At 74.3% G+C, this 21,477-nt stretch carries 18 protein-coding genes, 2 tRNA genes and 1 pseudogene; 13 read left to right on the forward strand and 8 right to left on the reverse strand.

The window, feature by feature from the left end:
• Window positions 1-55: 55 nt before the first annotated feature.
• On the reverse strand, window positions 56-658 hold the full coding sequence (locus tag GQS52_RS18420; protein WP_259370847.1) for a CGNR zinc finger domain-containing protein: 603 nt from the start codon (window positions 656-658) through the stop codon (window positions 56-58).
• A 145-nt stretch (window positions 659-803) separates the two neighbouring features.
• Between GQS52_RS18420 and GQS52_RS18425 the strand changes: the two genes are divergently transcribed.
• The 5 genes and pseudogenes from GQS52_RS18425 to GQS52_RS18445 all read left to right on the forward strand — a co-directional run bounded on the left by GQS52_RS18425 (window position 804) and on the right by GQS52_RS18445 (window position 5,700).
• Entirely contained in the window at window positions 804-1,268 is a 465-nt protein-coding gene (locus GQS52_RS18425) for a VOC family protein (protein ID WP_182314470.1), read from the forward strand.
• A 99-nt stretch (window positions 1,269-1,367) separates the two neighbouring features.
• Window positions 1,368-2,303, forward strand: coding sequence for a pyridoxamine 5'-phosphate oxidase family protein (locus GQS52_RS18430; RefSeq protein ID WP_182314471.1), 936 nt, complete (start codon window positions 1,368-1,370; stop codon window positions 2,301-2,303).
• A gap of 38 nt (window positions 2,304-2,341) precedes the next feature.
• Window positions 2,342-2,551 carry a ferredoxin gene (locus GQS52_RS18435; protein ID WP_182314472.1) on the forward strand — a complete coding sequence of 70 codons (210 nt, stop codon included), beginning with the start codon at window positions 2,342-2,344 and terminating at the stop codon, window positions 2,549-2,551.
• Window positions 2,548-3,789 carry an FAD-dependent oxidoreductase gene (locus GQS52_RS18440; protein ID WP_182314473.1) on the forward strand — a complete coding sequence of 414 codons (1,242 nt, stop codon included), beginning with the start codon at window positions 2,548-2,550 and terminating at the stop codon, window positions 3,787-3,789. Before GQS52_RS18435 ends, GQS52_RS18440 begins: the two co-directional genes overlap by 4 nt.
• A 163-nt stretch (window positions 3,790-3,952) precedes the next feature.
• Window positions 3,953-5,700, forward strand: a pseudogene (locus GQS52_RS18445) (TIGR03767 family metallophosphoesterase).
• Between the two features lie 57 nt (window positions 5,701-5,757).
• Here GQS52_RS18445 and GQS52_RS18450 read toward each other — a convergent pair.
• Entirely contained in the window at window positions 5,758-6,837 is a 1,080-nt protein-coding gene (locus tag GQS52_RS18450; protein ID WP_182314474.1) for a hypothetical protein, read from the reverse strand.
• Between the two features lie 257 nt (window positions 6,838-7,094).
• Window positions 7,095-9,695 (reverse strand): aminopeptidase N, encoded by a 2,601-nt coding sequence (gene pepN / locus GQS52_RS18455; protein WP_182314475.1) that lies wholly within the window; start codon window positions 9,693-9,695, stop codon window positions 7,095-7,097.
• A gap of 178 nt (window positions 9,696-9,873) precedes the next feature.
• Here pepN and GQS52_RS18460 point away from each other — a divergent pair, with 178 nt between their 5' ends.
• On the forward strand, window positions 9,874-10,512 hold the full coding sequence (locus tag GQS52_RS18460; RefSeq protein ID WP_259370848.1) for a DsbA family protein: 639 nt from the start codon (window positions 9,874-9,876) through the stop codon (window positions 10,510-10,512).
• 265 nt (window positions 10,513-10,777) lie between these two features.
• Here GQS52_RS18460 and GQS52_RS18465 read toward each other — a convergent pair whose 3' ends face one another.
• Window positions 10,778-12,175: an amino acid permease gene (locus GQS52_RS18465; protein WP_182316550.1), complete on the reverse strand. Its 1,398-nt coding sequence runs from the start codon at window positions 12,173-12,175 to the stop codon at window positions 10,778-10,780.
• A 280-nt stretch (window positions 12,176-12,455) separates the two neighbouring features.
• Between GQS52_RS18465 and GQS52_RS18470 the strand changes: the two genes are divergently transcribed.
• Complete coding sequence (locus tag GQS52_RS18470) at window positions 12,456-13,055, forward strand: biotin transporter BioY (RefSeq protein WP_182314477.1); 600 nt, start codon at window positions 12,456-12,458, stop codon at window positions 13,053-13,055.
• A 146-nt stretch (window positions 13,056-13,201) separates the two neighbouring features.
• On the opposite strand, the gene GQS52_RS18475 is transcribed toward GQS52_RS18470, so the two are convergent.
• Window positions 13,202-14,647: an amino acid permease gene (locus tag GQS52_RS18475; RefSeq protein WP_182314478.1), complete on the reverse strand. Its 1,446-nt coding sequence runs from the start codon at window positions 14,645-14,647 to the stop codon at window positions 13,202-13,204.
• 163 nt (window positions 14,648-14,810) lie between these two features.
• Between GQS52_RS18475 and GQS52_RS18480 the strand changes: the two genes are divergently transcribed.
• Both GQS52_RS18480 and GQS52_RS18485 read left to right on the forward strand, forming a co-directional pair.
• Window positions 14,811-15,287 (forward strand): ribose-5-phosphate isomerase, encoded by a 477-nt coding sequence (locus GQS52_RS18480; RefSeq protein WP_182314479.1) that lies wholly within the window; start codon window positions 14,811-14,813, stop codon window positions 15,285-15,287.
• Between the two features lie 10 nt (window positions 15,288-15,297).
• Window positions 15,298-16,104, forward strand: coding sequence for a DNA-formamidopyrimidine glycosylase family protein (locus GQS52_RS18485; protein ID WP_182314480.1), 807 nt, complete (start codon window positions 15,298-15,300; stop codon window positions 16,102-16,104).
• A 60-nt stretch (window positions 16,105-16,164) separates the two neighbouring features.
• Here GQS52_RS18485 and GQS52_RS18490 read toward each other — a convergent pair whose 3' ends face one another.
• Window positions 16,165-17,418, reverse strand: a complete 1,254-nt coding sequence (locus tag GQS52_RS18490) for a GNAT family N-acetyltransferase (RefSeq protein ID WP_182314481.1) — start codon at window positions 17,416-17,418, stop codon at window positions 16,165-16,167.
• A gap of 194 nt (window positions 17,419-17,612) precedes the next feature.
• Between GQS52_RS18490 and GQS52_RS18495 the strand changes: the two genes are divergently transcribed.
• Window positions 17,613-18,755 carry a PP2C family protein-serine/threonine phosphatase gene (locus GQS52_RS18495; protein WP_182314482.1) on the forward strand — a complete coding sequence of 381 codons (1,143 nt, stop codon included), beginning with the start codon at window positions 17,613-17,615 and terminating at the stop codon, window positions 18,753-18,755.
• A 106-nt stretch (window positions 18,756-18,861) separates the two neighbouring features.
• Here GQS52_RS18495 and GQS52_RS18500 read toward each other — a convergent pair whose 3' ends face one another.
• On the reverse strand, window positions 18,862-20,052 hold the full coding sequence (locus GQS52_RS18500) for an acyltransferase family protein (protein ID WP_182314483.1): 1,191 nt from the start codon (window positions 20,050-20,052) through the stop codon (window positions 18,862-18,864).
• Between the two features lie 445 nt (window positions 20,053-20,497).
• Between GQS52_RS18500 and GQS52_RS18505 the strand changes: the two genes are divergently transcribed.
• Window positions 20,498-20,692, forward strand: a complete 195-nt coding sequence (locus tag GQS52_RS18505; RefSeq protein ID WP_182314484.1) for a hypothetical protein — start codon at window positions 20,498-20,500, stop codon at window positions 20,690-20,692.
• Window positions 20,693-20,760: 68 nt separating this feature from the next.
• On the forward strand, window positions 20,761-21,078 hold the full coding sequence (locus GQS52_RS18510) for a DUF6234 family protein (protein WP_182314485.1): 318 nt from the start codon (window positions 20,761-20,763) through the stop codon (window positions 21,076-21,078).
• A 117-nt stretch (window positions 21,079-21,195) separates the two neighbouring features.
• On the opposite strand, the gene GQS52_RS18515 is transcribed toward GQS52_RS18510, so the two are convergent.
• Window positions 21,196-21,266, reverse strand: a tRNA-Gly gene (locus tag GQS52_RS18515).
• Window positions 21,267-21,377: 111 nt separating this feature from the next.
• Between GQS52_RS18515 and GQS52_RS18520 the strand changes: the two genes are divergently transcribed.
• A tRNA-Pro gene (locus tag GQS52_RS18520) sits at window positions 21,378-21,454 on the forward strand.
• Window positions 21,455-21,477: the final 23 nt, after the last annotated feature.

Below are 21,477 nucleotides of genomic sequence, written 5' to 3' on the forward strand. Positions count from 1 at the left end.
CGAACCCCGGCGCCGGCTGCTTCGCCGTGTCCGGCGCCTTCGGCGTCCCCGGGGCTTATGGCGTCCGGCCCTCCGGCGGTGCGGTGCGGCGGGTGCGTGCGTAGTGGCGGGACGCCTTGGCCCGGTTGCCGCAGCCGGCCATCGAGCACCAGCGCCGGGTGCCGTTCTTGGAGACGTCGTAGAAGTGCAGGATGCAGTCGTCGTTGGCGCACGCCCGGATGCGGTCGGGGGCGGTGCGCAACAGGTGGAGGTAGTCGTCGGCGGCCAGCCAGGCCGGCCGCCAGGCCGGGTCGTCGGCCTCGGCGTGCTCGACGGGTCCGTCCGGTCCGAGGCTGCGCCGCACGCGGCCGTGCGCCAGCACGGCGTTGAGCAACTCCCTGGCGCGCGGGTCCCGCGGGTCGGTGACGGCTGCCTCCAGTGCCTCGCGGGCGTGCAGCGCGGCCGCCAGAGCGGCGGGGGTGGCGGCGTCCGCCAGTCCTCGCCCGGCCAGCCACAGGCCGAGGCCGTCGGTGTCGCGGAGCAGGTCGTGGCGGGTTCCGCCGTCGATCCACCGGGTGTTGAGAAGGTCCAGGCAGAGGGGCTCGCCCTGGAGGGGGCGCGGGTCGGCGCGCGTCGCACCGGGGGGCGGGCCGCCGGTGTCTCCCATGACTGCGCTCATGCGGGCTCCTTGTGTGTGGCCGTTCCCCCAACCCTAACCCCCTACCACTGATTCGGCGGTTGACGCATCGATCCTCTAACCCTTAAAGTCTCTTTCAATGGTTAGTCCGGGATGGTCCCGGGCGTCACCACGGAGGTCTTCCACCATGTCCGCAACCGCCGTTCCCGCCGCCCTGCAGACCGGCCACATCGGTCTGAACGTCACCGACCTGGACCGTTCGCTCGCCTTCTACCGGCGGGTCTTCGGATTCGAGGTGCAGGGCGAGGGCCGCGAGCCCGGCCGCGCCTTCGCCTTCCTCGGCCGCGAGGGCCGGCTGATGCTGACCCTGTGGGAGCAGAGCAAGGGCGAGTTCGCGGCCGAGCTGCCCGGCCTGCACCACCTGTCCTTCCAGGTGGACTCCATCGAGGAGGTGCGCGCCGCGGAGGGTGTCCTGCGCGAGCTGGGCGCCACCTTCAAGTACGACGGCGTCGTCCCCCACGGCGAGGGGGCCGCCTCCGGCGGCATCTTCTTCACCGACCCCGACGGCATCCGCCTGGAGATCTACGCCCCCTCCGGCGCGGACTCCGCCGCCGCGCCGGTCGCAGCCGCTCCCACCTGCGGCTTCTTCTAAACGGCCAGGGCGGCCCGACGGCTGCTCCTTCCCCCCGAACCCGGCAACCGCCGGGCCGCCCCGGCTCCGCCCACCCGTACAGCTCCCAGGAGTCCCACTGTGACCGGCCCCTACCACCGCGGAGAACGCGAGGCCCACCGCCGCGCGGGACTGGGCGAGGAGGCCGAGGTCTCCGGCCGCGCGATCCGCGACACCGTGCCGCCCGTCGCCGCCGCCTTCCTGACCACCCAGCGCCTGCTGGTCGCCGGTGCCGCCGACAGCCGCGGCGACGTCTGGGCCACCCTGCTCACCGGACCGGCCGGCTTCCTGCGGGCCCCCGACGAGCGGACGCTGGAGATCGGGGCCCGGACCGCCCCCGACGACCCCCTGGCGTCCACCCTGGCCGGCCCGGCCCGAGTGGGCATGCTGGCCATCGAGGCCGACACCCGCCGCCGCATGAGGATGAACGGGCACGCCCGCCCGGACGGCGACGGCCTGCGCGTCGCCCTCGACCAGGTCGTCGCCAACTGCCCCAAGTACATCCAGAAACGCACGCCCCCGGAGGCCGACGCCCCCGGGCCGCACGGCGGCCCGGCACGGGCGCGGACCGGCGACCGGCTCACCCCGGAGCAGCAGCGCTTCCTCGCCGGCGCCGACACCTTCTTCGTGGCCACCGCTGACGAGGACGGCCACGCCGACGCCTCCCACCGCGGAGGCAACCCCGGCTTCCTGCAGGTCCTGGCCCCCGACCGGCTGCGCTGGCCCGACTACACCGGCAACGCCATGCTCCTGACCCTGGGGAACCTCCTGGTCAACCCCCGGGCCGGACTGGTCGTCCCGGACTACGCCACCGGCAGCACCCTCCACCTCACCGGCACCGCGCACACCACCTGGGACCCCGGCGCGGCCGGGATCCCGGGGGCGCAGCGCCTCGTCGACTTCACCGTCACCGGCGTCGTCGAACTCGCAGGCACCCTGCCCGCGGGCTGGAGCCCGCCCGCCTACTCCCGCTTCAACCCCGCCGTCCCGGGAGGCGCGTCCCTCCCCGCGGTCTGACCCGTCCCCGGCCCGTCATCCCGAACCAGGAGCCACCCGTGCGCATCCACGTCGACATGAACCGCTGCGAGAGCCACGGACAGTGCGTCTTCGCGGCCCCCGACCACTTCTCCTTCGACGAGGACGACGTCCTGCTCGTGCAGGCCGACGTCCCCGACGACGAGGCGGTCCGCGCGGCGGTCCGCGAGGCCGCCACCGCCTGCCCCGTCCAGGCCATCACCCTCCAGCAGGACGGGGAAGCGGCGTGAGCACGCGGCACATCGTCGTGGTGGGCGCGTCCCTGGGCGGCACCAGAACCGCCCAGGCGCTGCGCGAGCGCGGCTTCGACGGGCGGCTGACCCTGGTCGGCGACGAACCGCACCTCCCGTACGACCGCCCGCCGCTGTCCAAGCAGCTCCTCGCCGGCACGTGGGAGCACGAGGAGATCGCCCTCCCCCTGGCCCCCGACCCCTGCCTGGAGCTGCGCACCGGCAACCCCGTGACGGCCGTGCGCCTCGCCGACCGCGCGCTCGAACTCGCCGACGGCAGCAGCCTGTCCTGGGACTCCCTCGTCATCGCGACCGGCGCGGGGGCCCGCCCCTGGCCCGGCCCGGTGCCCGCCGGGGTCCTGACCCTGCGCACCCTCGACGACGCGCGCGCCCTGCGGGACGCGCTGCGGGCCCCGGACGCCCGGCTGCTCGTCGTCGGCGCCGGCTTCCTCGGGGCGGAGGCGGCCGCCACCGCCGCGGCCGCGGGCGTGCCGGTCACCCTCGTCGAGGCCGAGGCGCGCCCCCTGGCCCGCAACGTGGGGACCGCCGCCGGCGAGTTCCTGGCCCGGCTGCACCGGGAGGCCGGCATCGACCTGCGCACCGGCACCACGGTCCGGTCCTTCACCGGCACCACCCGGGTGACGGGGGCCGACCTCGACGACGGCACCCACGTCCCCGCGACCGTCGTCCTGCTCGCCCTCGGGGCAGTGCCGCGCACCGAGTGGCTGCACGGCAGCGGCCTGCGGCTGGACGGCGCCGTCGTCTGCGACGAGCACGGCCGTGCCCGCACCGACGACGGGGCCGTGGCGGAGGGGGTCGTCGCCGTCGGGGACGCCGCCAGGTGGCCGAACCCCCTCACCGGGGACACCCTCCACCTGGGGCACTGGAGCAACGCGGTCGAGCAGGCCGCCGTCGCCGCCCGCACCCTGCTGCACCCCGCGGAGGCCGGGGAGCTTCCCGAACCGCCCCTGTCCGTACCGTCGTTCTGGTCCGACCAGCACGGCGTGCGCATCCGCTCGCTGGGTCTGCCGCACCTCGCCGACGAGGTCAGGGTCGTCGAGTACGACCTGCCCGGCCGTCGGCTGGAGGTCGCCTACCACCGCGACGGCGAACTGGTCGGCGCCCTCACGGCCAACCGCGTCCGGCGCCTGGCCGACTACCGGCCCCGCCTGGCCGAGACTCTGCGCCGCCGACGCACCGCCGCGGTCGCGGCCGCCGCGGCCGCCGCGGCGGGCTGACGCGAAGGGCGGGAGGCAGGTCCGCCCGGGGCCGCAGGTCCCCCCGGGGGGACGGGAGAACGGTGTTCCGCGTTCGGTCGGAGTTCGACCCCCCGCCACCGGGGGTGCCGATGCTCCGGGGAGACGGACACACCTTCGCACCCGTACCCCGGGGGGACCGCGCATGTCCCGGACCACACACGCCACCTCCAGGATCGACCGACGCACCCTGCTGCTGGCCGGGGGGACCGCCGTCGCGGCGTCCGCGGCCGGCTGGGGGGCCGGCACCGGCCCCCGCAGCGCGACCGCCGCACCACCGGCCGGGGTGCACACCGCCTCCCGGCGGCTGCCGGGAGGCACGAACCGCCCGGTGGGCACCGGCACCACCCTCGAGGCCGCCTCGGCCTTCCCCGGCGGCACCGGCTACCGGCGCATGCGCCCCGGCCCCGCCTGGCCCGCCGTGGTGCGCACCGACCTGGCGGACGCCGGTGGCGGCAGGGACGCCCGGCGCACCCCGCTGGGCTGCTTCGTGCAGTTCACCGACCTGCACGTGGTCGACGTGCAGAGCCCGCTGCGCTACGAGTACCTGCGCGGGCAGACGGCCAGCGCGTGGCGGCCGCAGGAGGCGCTGTCGGTGGCGGGCGCGGTCGCCCTGGTGGAACGGGTCAACGCCCTGCGGGGCGGCCCGAACACCGGGCTGCCGGTCTCCTTCGTCATGACCACCGGCGACAACACCGACAACAACTCCTCGATCGAGCTGGACTGGTTCCTGGCCGTCATGAGCGGGGGCCGGATCACCCCCAACAGCGGGGACCCGAGGTCGTACGAGGGCGTGCAGGACTCCGGGCTGGAGCTGTACTGGCATCCCGGCAGCGGACTGCGCGACGCCGACAAGCGGGCCGGCTTCCCCCGCATCGACGGCTTCCTCGACGCCGCCCTGCGCACGGTGCACAGCCCCGGCCTGTCCGTGCCGTGGTACTCCACGGTCGGCAACCACGACCGGCTGCCCGGCGGCTGCTACGCGGCGGGCGACCCGGTGCTGGCCGGCTTCGTCACCGGCTCGCGCAAGCTGGAGAGCCTTCCCGGGCCCGAGGGCGCAGCGCTGTGGAAGGCGGTCCGCAAGGGCCGCGACCCGCAGGGGGAGATCTTCAAGGACGTGCTGCGGCGGTACGCGGGGAGGATGCGCACCGTCACCCCCGACGAGCGGCGCGCCCCGTACACGCCGAAGGAGTACGTCGCCCGCCACCTGCAGGAGCGCTGGGCGGGAAAGGGGCCGGCCGGGCACGGCTACACCGCCGCGAACCTGGAGACCGGGCGGATGTACTACACCTTCGCCGTGGCCGAGGGCGTGGTCGGCGTCAGCCTGGACACCACCGACGCGGGCGGCCACTACGAGGGCTCCCTCGGCACCGCCCAACTGCGCTGGCTGGAGCGCACGCTGGAGCGGCACGCCGACGCCTCGGTGATCGTCTTCAGCCACCACACCAGCACCACCATGCGCAACCTGCACCCCGACCCGACCCGGCCCGCCCCGGCGAGACGCGGCACGGCGGGGACGAGGTCGTCGCCCTCCTGCACGAGCACCCCTGCGTCGCGGCGTGGATCAACGGCCACAGCCACCGCAACAGGATCACCCCCCACCGCCACCCCGACGCCGCGCGCTCCTTCTGGGAGATCAGCACGGCCTCGCACATCGACGACCCCCAGCTGGCCCGGGTCGTCGAGCTGGCCGACAACCACGACGGCACGCTGTCGCTGTTCGCCACCCTGATCGAGTCCGCGGCCCCGTACCGCACCGACTTCGGCGACCTGTCGCAGACCGGGCTGGCCGCGCTCTACCGCGAACTCGCCCACAACGCGCCCGGGGCCCGGCCCGGCAAGGCCGGGGAGCCGGGCGACCGCAACACCGAGCTGCTGCTGAAGAAGCCCTGACCGCCCCGGGCCCCGGCCGCCCCGGCCCCCTCCGCCGGGGCGGTGCGGGGCGGGGCCTCAGCGGGGGAGGACCACCAGGCGTGCGGCACCGGGGAGTTCGGAGGACATCAGCAGGGCGGTGCGCAGGGTCCGCGCCTGCTGCGGCACGGAGTCGCGCAGCTGGTCCGGGGTGACCCGCAGGACCTGCAGTCCCAGCAGCTCCAGGTGCTCGCGCCGTTCCACGCCGGCCGACCACAGCGCCTCGCCGTCGTCCACCGAGCGGGTGTCCAGCTCCAGCACCACGCCGTGGTCCGGCCAGTAGGCGTCCACCCCGCCCAGCCAGGGGCCGCCGGGGACCTTCAGGTCGACGTTCCACAGCGGGTCGGGCACCTCGGCGCCGCGCACCATCTCGTACAGCAGGCCCTCCGACGCCGTGCGGTCCTGCGCCAGCAGGGCGTCGGCGGCGTCCACCACGTGGGGGCGGGAGAGCTGGCCGGCCGCGGCCAGTTCGCGGACCGCCGAGGCCGCGTCGCAGCGGCCGCCGCGCACCGCCTCAACGAGCAGCGTCCGCACCGAGTGCGGGTCGTGCAGCCGGGCCACCGCGTCGGCCAGGGCGCGCGGCACCGGCGCGCACGGCACCCCGTCGACCACGACGGGGTGCGGCAGCGAGCCGCGGACGGCGCCGGTCACGCGTACGAAGCCGGCGTCGGCGGGCCGGTGCGGACCGGCGACCAGCACGTCGACCCGGGGCGCCGCGGGACGGGCCCGCGTCTGGCGCTGCCGGGCCGCGTCGAGACCGTGCAGCGCCAGGGCGGCCATGCCGGTGACCATCGGGGCGCAGGAGCCGCCCCCGTACGTCCCGGCCCCCTCCGCGCCGTCCGCCTCCTCCGCGCCGTCCGCCGCCTCCCCCGGCTCTTCCTCCGCCGGTGCGGCGTACAGCAGCGCCGCGTGCAGCCGGTCCTCGGGGGTCGGGGGCAGGTCGTGCAGCAGGAGGACGCCCGGCAGCAGTTCCTGCCACGGCCCGCCGGGCCGGCAGCGGTCGGCGACGACGTCGGCGGGGAGGCCGTGCTCGACGAGCAGACGGGCGGTCACCACCCTGCGGTGGGTGCGCGCCGGGCGGTCCGGCCGGCGGGAACTCAGAGGGGTCTCGTGGTTCATGCCCTTCCCGATTCCCGCGGGCGGCAGGTCCCCTAACCGCTGTTACAGAGCTGTCGACAAATGCGGACAGTCCAGCGCTAAAGTACGCATGTTCGAGTGTCGGCCGTCCTCCCGGGCGGGGTGTGCCCGCGCCCGGGAGGGCTGCGGGCGCTGCGGCCGGGGCCGGGTTGCGGCGCGCTCCCGCCCGCCGCAGCCCGGCCGCCGCACCTCGGCCTGCGCAACCCGGCCTGCGCAACCCGGCGGCAGGCAGCCGCCGGTCAGCCGCCCGCGGCCGTGTCGCAGGCCCGGGCGCGCAGCGCGCGTGCCATGTCGTCGCGGCCCTCCAGCACCAGGCGGCGCAGCGCGGGCGCCGCGTCCTCGTGCCCGGCCAGCCAGGCGTCGGCACGCTCCAGCATCCCGGGCGATGCCTGGTGCATCGGGAACAGGCCGCGCACCACCGCCATCGCGATCTCGATCGACCGCTCCGCCCAGATCCGTTCCAGCACCTCGAAGTACGGCTCGGCGTAGGGGGCCGTCAGCTCCCGCTGACCGCTGCGGGCGAAGCCGGCGATGGTGGCCTCGACCAGGGCGTTGGAGAGGGCGTCGGACTCCACGACCGCGGCCCACGCCTCGGCCTTGGCCTGCGCCGAGGGCCGGGCTGCCAGGCAGCGGGTTTGGTGGCGCCTGCCGGAGGCGGTGTCGTCGCGGGCGAGCTCGGCCGCCAGTGCGGCTTCGTCCGCCGCCCCGCCGGCGGCCAGGGCGTCCTGGAACGCCCACCGCAGCTCCTGGTCCACGTCCAGGCCGTCGATCTCCTCAGCGCCGTCCAGCAGGCGCTTCAGCAGGGCCAGTTCGGGCTCGGTGGAGGCCGTGGCGGCGTAGAGGCGGGCCCAGGCCAGCTGGTGGTCGCTGCCCGGCTCGGCCCGGCGCAGCTCGCGCTCCGCCCCGCGGGCGAGGAGCAGGCGGCCCTGCTCCCGGGAGGCGGGGTCGGTGTAGTGCTCGAGCGCGGTCCGCGCCTGCTGGTGCAGTGCCTGCAGCACGCCGACCTCGCTCTCCCGGCCGGCGTGGCGCAGCACCAGCCCGATCCACTCGCGGGCGGGCAGCAGGCCGTCGCGGGTGGCGTTCCACAGCGCCGACCAGGCCAGGGCGCGGGCCATCGGGTCGGCGAAGTCGCCCAGGTGCTCGCGCACGGCGGCGAGGGAGTCCTCGTCGAACCGCGCCTTGCAGTACGTCAGGTCGTCGTCGTTGACCAGCACCACGTCCGCCCGCTCGGCGCCGGCCAGGGCGGGCACGGCGGTGCGGGCGCCGTCGACGTCCACCTCGGCGCGCTCGGCGCGCACCAGGGCGCCGTCCGCGTCGAGCCGGTACAGCGCCACGGCGACCCGGTGCGGGCGCAGGGCCGGGTGCTCCCCGTCCGCCCCCTGCAGCACCGCGATCTCGGCGATGCGGCCGTCGGGGCCGTGGGTGACCTGCGGGGTCAGGGAGTTGACCCCGGCGGTCTGCAGCCAGGCGCGCGACCAGGCGGCCATGTCGCGCCCGGAGGTCTCCTCCAGCACGGCGAGCAGGTCCTCCAGGCGGGTGTTGCCGAAGGCGTGCCGCTTGAAGTAGCGCCGCGCGCCCTCCAGGAACGCGTCCTGCCCCGCGTAGGCGACGAGCTGCTTGAGGACGGAGGCGCCCTTGGCGTAGGTGATGCCGTCGAAGTTGAGCTTGGCGTCCTCCAGGTCCCGGATGTCGGCGGTGACCGGGTGGGTGGAGGGCAGCTGGTCGGCCCGGTACGCCCACGCCTTGCGGCGGTTGGCGAAGGTGATCCAGGCGTTCGGGAAGCGGGTCGCCCCGACCTGGGAGAAGGTGCCCATGAAGTCGGCGAAGGACTCCTTGAGCCACAGGTCGTCCCACCACCGCATGGTGACCAGGTCGCCGAACCACATGTGGGCCATCTCGTGCAGGACGACGTTGGCCCGGCCCTCGTAGGAGGCCTGCGTCACCTTGCCGCGGAAGACGTACTCCTCGGTGAAGGTCACGCAGCCGGGGTTCTCCATCGCGCCGAGGTTGTACTCGGGCACGAACGCCTGGTCGTACTTGCCGAACGGGTACGGGTAGTCGAAGTGGTCGTGGAAGAAGTCCAGGCCCTGCTTGGTGACGGTGAAGACGTCGTCGGCGTCGAAGTGCCGGGCCAGGGAGGCGCGGCACAGCGCGCCCAGGGGGACGTCCAGCACGGTGCCGTCGGGCAGGGTGCGCGCGTAGTGGTCGCGCACGACGTGGTACGGCCCGGCGACCACGGCGGTGATGTAGGTGGAGATCGGCAGGGTGGGCGCGAACCGCCACACCGCCGCCCCCTCCCCGGCGGGCTCGGGGTCGCCGGTGGCCGCGGAGTTGCTGATCACCGTCCAGTGCGCGGGGGCGGTGACGGTGAAGGTGAAGGGGGCCTTGAGGTCGGGCTGCTCGAAGTTGGCGAAGACCCGGCGCGAGTCGGCCGGCTCGTACTGGGTGTAGAGGTAGGTCTCGCCGTCCACCGGGTCGGTGAAGCGGTGCATGCCCTCCCCGGTGCGGCTGTAGGCGCAGGAGGCGTCGACCACGACCTCGTTCTCGGCCTCCAGTCCGGCCAGCGCGATCCGGGAGCCGTCGAAGACCTCGGCCGGGTCCAGGGCGCGGCCGTTGAGGGAGACCGAGCGCACCGCCGGGGCGATCAGGTCCAGATGGGTGGAGGCCCCGGGGGAGGAGCACCGGAACCGGACGGTGGTGACGGAGCGGAAGACCCCCGCCGAGGCGTCGGCGACCGGCTCGGTGGCCGACCGCAGGTCGAGCGCGACGTCGTAGCCGTCCACTGTCAGCATTGCGGCCCGCTCCCGGGCCTCCTCGCGGGTGAGGTTCTCGCCGGGCACTTCGCGACTCCTTCGTCGGAACGGGTACGTACAAAAACGGCTGCGGCGGGCAGATCGACGGCCGTCGGCATCATCCCACGGAGCATTTGCGGGAATGCGCGGCTCCCCGGCCGCGTTGCCGCTGAACCGGGAACCGTGCCGGGCCGGCCGGCCCGGACCACCGCGTGAAGGAGCAGCCGTGACGGCAGAGGCCGAGAGCAGGACCGCCGACTTCTGGTTCGACCCCCTGTGCCCGTGGGCCTGGGTGTCGTCCCGCTGGATGCTGGAGGTGGAGAAGGTCCGCCCGGTCACCGTGCGCTGGAACGTGATGAGCCTGGCCGTGCTCAACGAGAACCGCCTCGACGAACTGCCCGAGGAGTACCGGGAACTGCTGGAGCGTGCGTGGGGCCCGGTGCGGGTGTGCGTCGCGGCCGCCGAGAAGTACGGCCAGGACGTCCTGGGGCCCCTCTACACGGCGATCGGCACCCGTTTCCACAACGAGGGCCTGCCGCAGGACCGGGACACCCTCGCCGCCGCCCTGCGCGAGGCCGGTCTGGACGCCTCCCTCGCGGACGCCGCCGACAGCGACGAGCACGACGGGAGGCTGCGGGCCTCGCACCGGGCCGGCATCGACCTGGTGGGCGAGGACGTGGGCACCCCGGTCATCGCCGTGCCCGGCCCCGACGGCGAGCGCGTGGCGTTCTTCGGCCCGGTCGTCACCCCCGCCCCCAGGGGGGAGGCCGCCGGCCGCCTGTGGGACGGCACCCTGCTGGTCGCCGCCACCCCCGGCTTCTACGAGCTCAAGCGCACCCGCACCGTCGGCCCGTCCTTCGACTGAGCGGGCGGACGAGCGACCGCCCGCCGCGACGGGGGGCGGCCCGGTACGGCGGAGGGCCCCGCGCGGTGCGAACGCGCGGGGCCCTCCCCTGTGCCCGCGCGGCCGTGAAGGGTGAGAAGACGATCACGCGCGCGGGCCGTCCGAGGGTATGCCGCGGCACCGGCGGCCGTCCTCATCCTTCCCCGCCGGGAAACCTGCGAACCGTTCGCAACTGCGTACTGTCTGCGATTTGCTCGCGGGCCCGGGGGCGGGGCGGGAGGGCCGGTTACTCGCCGGCCGGCGCCGCAGGGGCGGCCCGCCGCAGCCGCCGCTCGCGCACCAGGCCGACGGCCAGCACCACGGCCGTCAGCACCGCGCAGCTGGCCACCTGCACCCGGGCGGCGGCGTCGGTGAGCATCAGGACCAGCACCGCCGCCATCCCGGCCAGAGCCGCCCAGGTCAGCCAGGGGAAGCCCCACATCCGCAGCTTCAGCCGGTCCGGGGCCTCCCGCTCCAGCACGCGCCGCAGCCGCAGCTGCGAGGCCGCGATCAGGCTCCACACGACCAGCAGCACCGCGCCCACGGCGTTGAGCAGGTAGAGGAAGACGGTGTCCGGCCACAGCAGGTTCAGGCCCACCGAGACGAAGCCGAAGGCGACCGAGGCGATCACCGCGAACCGGGGGACGCCCGCCCCGGACACGGCCAGCAGCGCCTTCGGGCCCTCGCCCCGCTCGGCCAGCGAGAACGCCATCCGGGAGGCGCCGTAGAGGTTGGCGTTGAGCGCCGACAGCAGGGCCACGAAGACCACGACGTTCATGATCTGGCCCGCGCCCGGGACCCCGATCCGGTCCAGCACCGCCACGTACGGGCTGGTGCCCGGCCTGACGGAGTCCCACGGCAGCAGGGCGACGACCACCAGCATCGATCCGACGTAGAACAGCAGGATGCGCCACACCGCGCTGCGCACCGCGCGGCCCACCGAGCGGGCCGGGTCGTCGGACTCGGCGGCCGCGATGGTCACCACCTCCAGGCCGCCGAAGGCGAAGACCACGGCGAGGACCCCCGCCAGCACCCCGCCCCAGCCCTGCGGCAGGAAGCCGCCGTCGCCGGTCAGGTGGGACATGCCCACCGGCGAGGTGTCCGGGAGCACGCCCAGGACCGCGAGCAGGCCCAGGACCAGGAAGAGCACGATCGCGCCCACCTTGATCGCGGCGAACCAGAACTCGAACTCGCCGAACGACTTCACCGTGGCCAGGTTGACCGCGGTGAAGACCACCATGAACAGCAGCACCCACGCCCACTGCGGCATCCCGGGCAGCCACCCGGACGCGATCGTCGCCGCGCCGGTGGCCTCCACCGCCAGCACCACCACCAGCAGGATCCAGTACAGCCAGCCGACGGTGAAGCCCGCCCAGCGGCCGAACGCCCGCTCCGCGTGCACCGAGAACGAGCCCGAGGCCGGGATCGCCGAGGACATCTCCCCGAGCATCCGCATGATCAGCATCGCCAGCGCGCCCGCGATCAGGTAGGACACCACGATCCCGGGGCCGGCCAGGGCGATTCCGGCGCCCGACCCGACGAAGAGCCCGGCGCCGATCACCCCGCCCAGCCCGAGCATGGTCAGGTGGCGTTGCTTCAGGCTCGGCGAGAGCGGTTCGGGCGTTTCCGGGAACTGCTGCTGCATGGTGCTCACGATCTTGCGGGTGCTTTGGCGGGACTCCACAGTGTCAGCACGGAGCCGCCCCCCGGGCAACGGTGCCCCGGCGCGCCCGGCCCAACCGTGATGATCCTCACGTGACCTGGGGGTATGCCGTGACCTACGGTCGCCGCCCGCCACCTCGCCGTTGCACCGAAGCCTCCAAGCGGACCGGCGAGTGTTTGTCGTCACCTCACGGTGATGAGGTGGTGAGCGGTGAGTTAACGTCACACCGAACCTTCACGTCCCCGACCCCCAGGGAGAGCCGATGAGCACCGCCGTCGCCCCCGCCCGGACCGGCACGGTCCTGGCCGACCTGCTGCCCGCATCCACCGTCTCGCGGGCCCGCGTACGCGACGCCGCCCTCGTCCTCGGCGGCGCAGCCCTCACCGGAGCGGCCGCCCAGCTCTCCCTCCCGGTGCCCGGCTCCCCGGTCCCGGTGACCGGCCAGACCTTCGCCGCCCTGCTGGTGGGCACCGCGCTCGGCACCCGCCGCGGCTTCCTGTCCCTGGCGCTGTACGCGGTGGCCGGCGTGGCGGGCGTGCCGTGGTTCGCCGAGGGCTCCTCCGGCGCGGCCATGCCCAGCTTCGGCTACATCCTCGGCATGCTGCTGGCCGCGGCCGTCGTCGGAGCGGTCGCCCGGCGCGGCGGCGACCGCAGCGTGCTGCGGACCGCGGGCACGATGGCCCTGGGCAGCGCGGTGATCTACGCGGTCGGCGTGCCCTACCTGGCGTTCGCCCTGAACGTCTCCCTCGGCGAGGCCGCGGCCCTGGGCCTGGTGCCCTACCTCGTCGGCGACGCCCTCAAGGCCGCGCTGGCCATGGGGGCCCTGCCGACCGCCTGGAAGCTGGCCGGCCGCCGCGGCTGAGGCCGGGCCCTCCCGCACGTCCCGCGACGGGGCCCCGCACCGGCAGTCCGCCGGCGCGGGGCCCCGTCGCCGTTGTGCCGCGGCGGCGCGTCGCCGCGGCGCGTCACCGCGGTGCGCCGCCCCGCCGGCGGCCGGGCCCCGGGGCCTCAGGGGCGCGGGGAGCGGGCGCGGCGGCCGCGCACGAGGCCGACGGCCAGCACCAGCACGCCCACCAGCACCGACATCACCATCTGCTCGCGCCCCTCGGGGTCGACGAACATGTACCCCACGACGCACAGGATCAGGGCGATCGTGGCCCAGGTCAGGTACGGGTACAGCCACATCCGCACGGTCAGCCGCTCCGGCGTCTCCCGCTCGATGATCCGCCGCATGCGCAGCTGCGAGAAGCAGATGACCAGCCACACGAACAGCGCGACCGCGCCGGAGGAGTTCAGCAGGAACTGGAAGACGGTCTCCGGGGAGGTGTAGTTGAAGAACACCGCCACGAAGCCGAAGGCCACCGAGGCCCAGATCGCGGCGGCGGGCACGCCCCTGCCGGTGGTGCGGCCGAACGAGGCCGGCGCGTCGCCGCGCCGCCCCAGCGAGAACGCCATCCGCGAGGCGGTGTACAGGCCGGAGTTCAGGCACGACAGCACGGCGGTCAGCACGATGACGTCCATCACGGTGCCCGCGTGCGGAATACCGATCTCCTTCAGCGCCGCCACGTACGGGCCGTGCGCGACGATCCCCTCGGCGTCCCAGGGCAGCAGCGAGACCACGACCAGGATCGAACCGAGGTAGAAGACGCCGATGCGCCAGATCACGCTGTTGGTCGCCCGGCCGACCGCCTTCTCCGGCTCGGCGGACTCCCCGGCGGCCAGGGTGACGATCTCGCTGCCCATGAAGGAGAAGACGACCAGCAGCATCCCGGACAGGACCGCGCCGGGCCCGTTGGGCAGGAAGCCGCCGCGGTCGAGCAGGTTCGAGGTGCCGACCGCCTCGGTGCCCGGCAGCAGGCCGAACACGGCCAGGCCGCCGACGACGATGAACGCGCCGATCGCCACGACCTTGATCCCGGCGAACCAGAACTCGAACTCGCCGTAGGCGCCGACGGCGGCCAGGTTGGTGGCGGTGAGCACCACCATCACCAGCAGCGCCCACGCCCACTGCGGGACCGCGGGTATCCAGCCGGTGAGGATCTGCGCCCCGGCCGTCGCCTCGACGGCGAGGACCACGACCCAGAAGAACCAGTAGAGCCAGCCGATGGTGAAGCCCGCCCACCGGCCCAGGGCCCGGTCGGCGTAGGCGGAGAACGAGCCGCTGGTGGGGTGTGCCGCGGCCATCTCGCCCAGCATCCGCATCACCAGCACGACCAGCAGGCCGGCCAGCGCGTAGGAGATCAGGATGCCGGGCCCGGTGGCCGCGATGCCGGCCCCGGAACCGACGAAGAGCCCGGCGCCGATCACGCCGCCGATGGCGATCATGGACAGGTGGCGGTTCTTGAGGCCCGCCTTGAGGCCGGATTCGTCCTCCCGGCCGACCGGCGTCCGACCGGCCCCGGGGTCTCCGGGACGGGTGGTCGCCCCGGTCGTCTGCGGTGGTTGCACGGTCATGCAGGTTCCTTCTGTTCGGTGGTTCGAACCCGGGCATTGAAACCTGTGCCGCACAGAAACGGAATCCCCGGTTCCGGACGGGTTCCGTGGCGGAGAGTGACCTCCGCGGCTTGCCGGCACCCGGCCGCGACTACCCCGCCGGAGCCGTGTCACACTCGTGGGCATGCGCGTGTACCTCGGCTCCGACCATGCCGGTTACGAACTCAAGAACCACCTCGTCGAGTGGCTGAAGGCCAACGGCCACGAGCCCGTCGACTGCGGCCCCCACGTCTACGACGCCCAGGACGACTACCCGCCGTTCTGCCTGCGGGCCGCCGAGGGCACCGCCGGCGACGCCGGCAGCCTGGGCATCGTCATCGGCGGCTCCGGCAACGGCGAGGCCATCGCCGCCAACAAGGTGATCGGCGTCCGCGCCGCCCTCGCCTGGAGCGTCGAGACCGCGAAGCTGGGCCGCGAGCACAACAACGCCAACGTGATCAGCGTCGGCGCCCGGATGCACACCACCGAGGAGGCGGTGAGCTTCGTCGAGGCATTCCTGGCCACCCCGTACTCCGACGAGGCGCGCCACAACCGCCGCATCGCGATGCTCTCCGACTACGAGACCACCCGCGAGCTCCCCCCGCTCCCCGAGCAGCAGTAACGGCCCCGACGTGCCCGAGGGCCACACCATCCACCGGCTCGCCCTGGACTGCCGCACCCGGTTCGCCGGGTCGGCGGTCCGGGCGAGCAGCCCGCAGGGGAAGTTCTCCGACGGGGCGGCGCTGCTGGACGGCCAGGTCCTCACCGGCACCGACGCCCACGGCAAGCACCTCTTCCTCGGCTTCGCCGACGGCGGCTGGGTCCACGTCCACCTGGGCCTGTACGGCACCTTCCGCTTCGGGGACGCCCCCGCCCCGCCGCCCGTGGGCGCGGTGCGGCTGCGCATCGAGGGCTCCGGCGCCTACGCCGACCTGCGCGGCCCCACCGCATGCGAACTGATCACCGAACCCGAGAAGCAGGCGGTGCACGACCGCCTCGGCCCCGACCCCCTGCGCGCCGACGGCGGGGAGCGTGCGTGGCTGCGGATCTCCCGCAGCCGCACCACCGTCGCCGCTCTGCTGATGGACCAGAAGGTCCTGGCCGGGGTGGGCAACGTCTACCGCGCCGAGGTCCTCTTCCGGCACGGCATCGACCCGCGCCGCCCCGGCCGCGACCTCGCCCGCGCCGAGTGGGACGCGATCTGGGACGACCTGGCCGTCCTGATGCGCGAGGGCGTGCGCGCCAACCGGATCGACACCGTGCGGCCCGAGCACACCCCCGAGGCGATGGGGCGCCCGCCCCGCGTCGACGACCACGGCGGCGAGGTCTACGTCTACCGCCGCGCCGGGCAGCCGTGCCTGGTGTGCGGCGACGAGGTCCGCACCGCGTCCCTCGCCGCCCGCAACCTCTTCTGGTGCCCCACCTGCCAGCACGGCTGACCGCCCGGCCCCGCCCCGGACGGCCGCCCGGAAGACGGCCGCCCGGAAGCGGACGGCCGCTCAGAAACCGTGCGGCAGCCAGGGCGCGACGGGGGAGAGGAAGGCCGTCGCGGCCCGCTCCAGCGCGCCCGCGCGCAGCTCCCGCACCCGCCCCGCACCCGCCAGGGCGGCCAGGCTCACCCCGCCCAGGTAGGCCGATCCCAGCTCCCGGACGGACAGGGCCAGGTCGGCCGCGTCCCGGGTCGGCGCGCACACCGCGCCCCCGGTGTCCCCGGTCAGCCGCCAACGCCCGGTGTTCCAGGGGCAGAAGGCGTCCTCGACCTCGAACACCACGTCCACCGGGGCCGCGTAGGCCCGCGCCGACAGCGCGGCACCGACGTCCACCGGCCGGACGTGCAGCAGGTCGCGAACCGACACGTGGCAGCGCCGGACGTCGGAGACCAGGTGCAGCACCGGGTCGTCGACCGGGCGGCTGTGCGCCACCACCGAGGAGGTCAGGTCGATCCCGGCCAGGAACCGCCACAGCGCCGCGTACGCCCGGGGCGAGCGGGCCTCGACGTCGCGCACCCTCACCGTCCCGCTCGGCCCCGCCGCCTCCCACTCGGGCTTGACCGAGTACAGCGCGTAGCCGCAGAACCGGCCGTCCTCCTCGGCCACCACGCAGCGCAGCGGCGACCCCCCGTCCCGCCGGGACTCCGGGTCCAGCAGCGGCAGCCGCTCCCAGCCGGGACTGCGGGCCACCATGCCCGGTCGCAGCGGCACCCGCTCCGCGTACAGCTCCTCGCAGCGGTCCGCGGCCTTCTCCGGCGGGACGAGCCGCAGCCGCACCGCGTCCGTGCCCTCCGGCGCCGACAGCGAGACCCGGGTGGTGTCGATCGACAGCGACATCCGCTCGACCGCGCAGCCGTAGCCGAAGCGGCCGTAGATCGTCGGCTCGGAGGCGGTCAGCACCGCCAGCGGCTCGGTGCCGCGGGCGCGTATGTCGTCCAGCTGGCGCCGCATCAGGGAGCGGAGCACCCCGCGCCTGCGGTGGGTGGGCAGGACTCCCACCATCGTCACGCCCGCGGCCGGCACCGGGGAGCCGCCGGGGACCGTCAGGCGGAAGGAGAACGCCCCCGCCGTTCCCACCACTTCGTCGCCGTCCCAGGCGGCGAGGGAGCGGCCGGTCTCGGTCAGCGCCCTCCACAGCGCCCGCTCCTCGGGCGCCTCGGCGACTCCTCCGAAGGCCTCCTCCAACGTGGCGTACCAGGCGTCCCACTGCTCGGGTACGAGGGTCCTCAACTCCACCGGGACGGTGGCACCTTGTGCACTCATGCCCCTCTGCCTACCAGTGCGCGCACGCGCGGGCGACTGCTTTTCGCCCGCTCCGGACGGCTCCCCGGCCGCCTCCGGCGGGCCGCGGGGGCGCCGTGACCGGTCCCCGCACCGGGCGGGTCCCCGGAGCACGCCCGGCGGCCCCCGGCCGGAACGCGATTCCCCGGTCCGCCGGTGGGATAAGGTCCTCGGGCATGGCACGCGCAGCGGCAACCGAACCACTGACGGCCCGGTCGCGCAGGGCGCTCCACCGGGTCCGCGTCGGCCTGCGCAAATCCGCGGTCGACTACTTCCGCGGTGACGGGTCCGACTGGATAGCCCTGACCGTACTCCTGCTGTGCGTACCCCTGATAGCCGCGACCACCGTCCACGTCCCCACCTGGTGCCCGCCCAGCGCGCTGGTGCTGCCGGTCCTGGCGGGCGGCCTGGTCCTGCGCCCCGCCAGCCTGTTCCTGCTCTACACCTGCTCCGCGACCGCCCTGGTGGTCGAGTCCGCCGTCCTGGGCCCCTGGGACTCCGGCCCCGGACGCGTCACCCCCGGCTCGATCCTGGTCACCGCAGCCGTCGGCCTGGCCGGCCTGCTCATCGCCCAGTTCCGCTCCCGGGTCGGCGTCCCCTGGATGCGCGGGCACACCATGCTGTTCGACCTGCGCGAGCGCATCCGCGTCCAGAGTGAACTGCCGCCCCTGCCGGAGGGGTGGCACGCGGAGATCGCCCTGCGCCCGGCCGGCGGCCAGTCCTTCTCCGGGGACTTCGTCGTCGCCACCCGCAGCGCGGGCGGCCGCTACCTGGAGGCCGTGCTCACCGACGTCTCGGGGAAGGGCATGGACGCCGGGTCGCGCGCCCTGCTGCTCTCCGGGGCCTTCGGCGGCCTCCTCGGCTCCCTGCCCCCGCACGACTTCCTCCCGGCCGCCAACGGCTACCTGCTGCGCCAGGACTGGGCGGAGGGGTTCGCGACCTCCGTGCACCTGGTGCTGGACCTGCACACGGGGGAGTACGAGCTGCTGTCGGCCGGGCACCTGCCGGCCATGCACCTGGTCTCCGGCGCGGGCCGCTGGGACCTCAAGGAGGCCGAGGGGCCGCTGCTCGGCGTCTACGACGGGGCCAAGTTCGAGGGCGTCAGGGGGCGGCTGCGCTCCGGGGACGTCCTGATGCTCTACACCGACGGCCTCGTCGAGACCTCCGACCGGGACATCTCCGAGGGCATCGACCGGCTGACCGGGGAGGCCGACCGGTTCATCGTGGCCGGCTTCCGCGGCGCCGCCTGGCGGCTGATCGACGCGGCGGCCAAGGACGTCAACGACGACCGCGCGCTGCTGCTGATCTGCCGGGACTGACCGCACGGGCCGCAGGCCCCTCCGTCCCCCGCCGCCTCCTCCGCACGCGTCGAGGGCCCCGGACCGCGCTCGGTCCGGGGCCCTCGACGCGTGCGGGGCGTTCCGCCTAGCGGCGCACGACCTCCCGCTCCCGGGGGGCGTCCGCGCCGGAGGCCTTCGCGCCGGGGGCGTCCGGGCCGGGGGCCGCCTGCCGGGGGCCGCGGGCCGGGAGCCGGAAGGCCCAGGCCATCTTCGGCTCCATGACCGGCCGGAAGATCCGCTGGAAGGGGGTGGTGCACAGCACCAGGATGATCGCGACGGCGATGAAGGTGACCGCGATCATGCCCAGGGGGGTGCGTACCCAGTCGACGTCGTACCAGCCCCAGAAGCGCGACCCCTTGGCCAGGAAGCCGTGCAGCAGGTAGCCGTACAGGGTGCTCGCGCCCAGCGCCGTGACCCACAGCCGGCGTCCGGGCGTCCAGGCGAAGAAGCAGGCGCTCAGCACGATCGAGCAGGCGAACAGCGCCATGGTCATCACCAGGCCGGTCCACCAGGGGGCGCCGAGCTCCTGGGCGCTGTCGCGGTGGTAGAACCACGCCGAGCTCATCCGGGGCGCGGCCCAGTAGGCGACGACCAGGGCCACGGCGAACACCGGGACGGCGGCGATGCGCACTGAGCGGCGGCGCACCAGCTTGAAGTGCTCCGGCCGCAGGGACAGGCCGAACACGAAGAAGGGCAGGAACTGCAGGACCCGCTGGAGGTCCAGGTCGTCGCCGATGTCCGGGGAGATGGCGGCGAGGGAGGCGATCGCCAGGGCCAGCGGCACCGGCCACCGCACGATCCGCCACAGCGGCGCGGTCAGCCGCCAGACGAACAGGGCCACCAGGAACCAGGTGAGGTACCAGGGGTCGAGCAGGGTGATCGCGTGGGTCGGGTCGTCGTCGGCGTACCTCTTGAAGAGGCTGTAGGCGACCTCGAAGACCACGTAGGGGACGACGACGCCGGTCACCAGCCGCACCAGGCGGTCCGGCCGGGCGTCGAAGCTGCGGGAGAAGTAGCCGGAGACGATGATGAACGCCGGCATGTGGAAGGCGTACACGACCATGTACAGCGCTTCCGCCGTGCGGCTGGACGAGGTCAGTGGCTGCCAGGCGTGGCCGCAGGCGACCAGCACGATGGCCAGCAGCTTGGTGTTGTCGAAGAACGAGTCCCGGGGCTTCTCCGGCTTGCCGGGCGGCGGCCCGGGGGCTTCGGGTGACCCCCCGACCGCCGGGGCTTTCGCCCTCTCGTACGTGTGCGGGGGGAGGGCTCGGGTCATGGGGCGTCCACCCACCCGGTGCCTGTCTGGAAGGTATCTGGAGCGTGGATCATCCGCAGCACCATAGCGTTAAACATGCCCTCCGTAAATTCTTCGTTTGCTTTGGCGCATAACCAGCAATGAGACAAACATGCGCCCCGCGCACGCACTTTTCGGGTGCTCTATGTGCCGATATGAGGCGAAAAATGAGCCGAGGGTGCAATGCGATCGACAAGAGGAATGTCTGCTTCCTTCCTTTTTTCAATCGGCACGCGGGGGTTTGTGAAAGGTTCGTGAGGGCTATTTCCTCACGGGATCGTGAATTACCGCCGGTGACGCGCCGGGGACCGGCCTGGCGCGCCGGAGCCCCCGCGGGGCCGGACCGGTGGCACGATGTACCCCGGGGGGTCGGACGCATGCGGTCCCCCGGACCGGCGAGGCGTTCCGAGCGAGGAAGTGATCCGTTGTGGCCATCTCTCTGTCCGTCGTGCTCCTTTTGGCGATCATCCTGGTCGTCATGATCAGAAATGGTTCGCTGAAGGGCGGGCCGGCGGCCGTCGCGGTCCTCTTCGGTTTCTTCCTCGCCTCGTCCGGTATGGCCCCGACCATCCAGAATTTCCTGGACTCGATAGCGGACACCATTCAGCGGATCAGCTTCTGAGGCCGGACCGGCGGCGGGGTGCAGGCCGCCCCGTCCCGGCCGGCGGGCGATCGGCGACAGGGGGAGCGGTGGGCACGGAACGTGCGGGCGGACCGTCGGCGGGCCGGCAGGCCGGGGTCGCCGCGGTGCTGCTCCTGATCGACCTGATGGTGATCGCCTGGCTGCTGTACGGCTACGGGATCACCGGATGGGCCGACGGCTACGACGACGCCGATGCGCCGGAGGCGCCGCGGGCGGCGCTTCGGGCGACGTGGATCCTGGCCGGCGGCGCGGCGGTCACGGGCGGTGCCCTGCTCGCCTCGAGGTGGCGCGTCCCCGGTGCCGTGCAGTTGCTGGTCCTGGGCGGCGGGGCGGCGATGTTCGCCCTCCTCGCGGCGCGTCCGTAGCGTGCGCCGGCCCGGGCCAGCCCGGGCCGGCCCGGCTTCGCGCGGCCGGGCAGGACCTGTGAAAACACCGAGGCCCGGGCGGGGGATCGACTCCCCGGCCGGGCCTCGGTCGTGCAGAGCGGGCGACGGGAATCGAACCCGCGTAGCCAGTTTGGAAGACTGGGGCTCTACCATTGAGCTACGCCCGCGACGGCCAGCATTCTGGCACACACGGCATCCTGCCACACCCGCGGCCCCCGGCGCGAACAACCATGCAGACTCAGCGGGGCGGGGGCTGTACCCTTCGTGTCGTCCCACCACGGGGTGTGGCGCAGGTTGGTAGCGCGTCCGCTTTGGGAGCGGAAGGCCGTCGGTTCAAATCCGGCCACCCCGACCACGGGTGACGGGCCCGCCCGCGGA

This window comes from Streptomyces sp. SCUT-3 (assembly GCF_014083985.1).
Classification (GTDB): Bacteria; Actinomycetota; Actinomycetes; order Streptomycetales; family Streptomycetaceae; genus Streptomyces_H; species Streptomyces_H thermolineatus.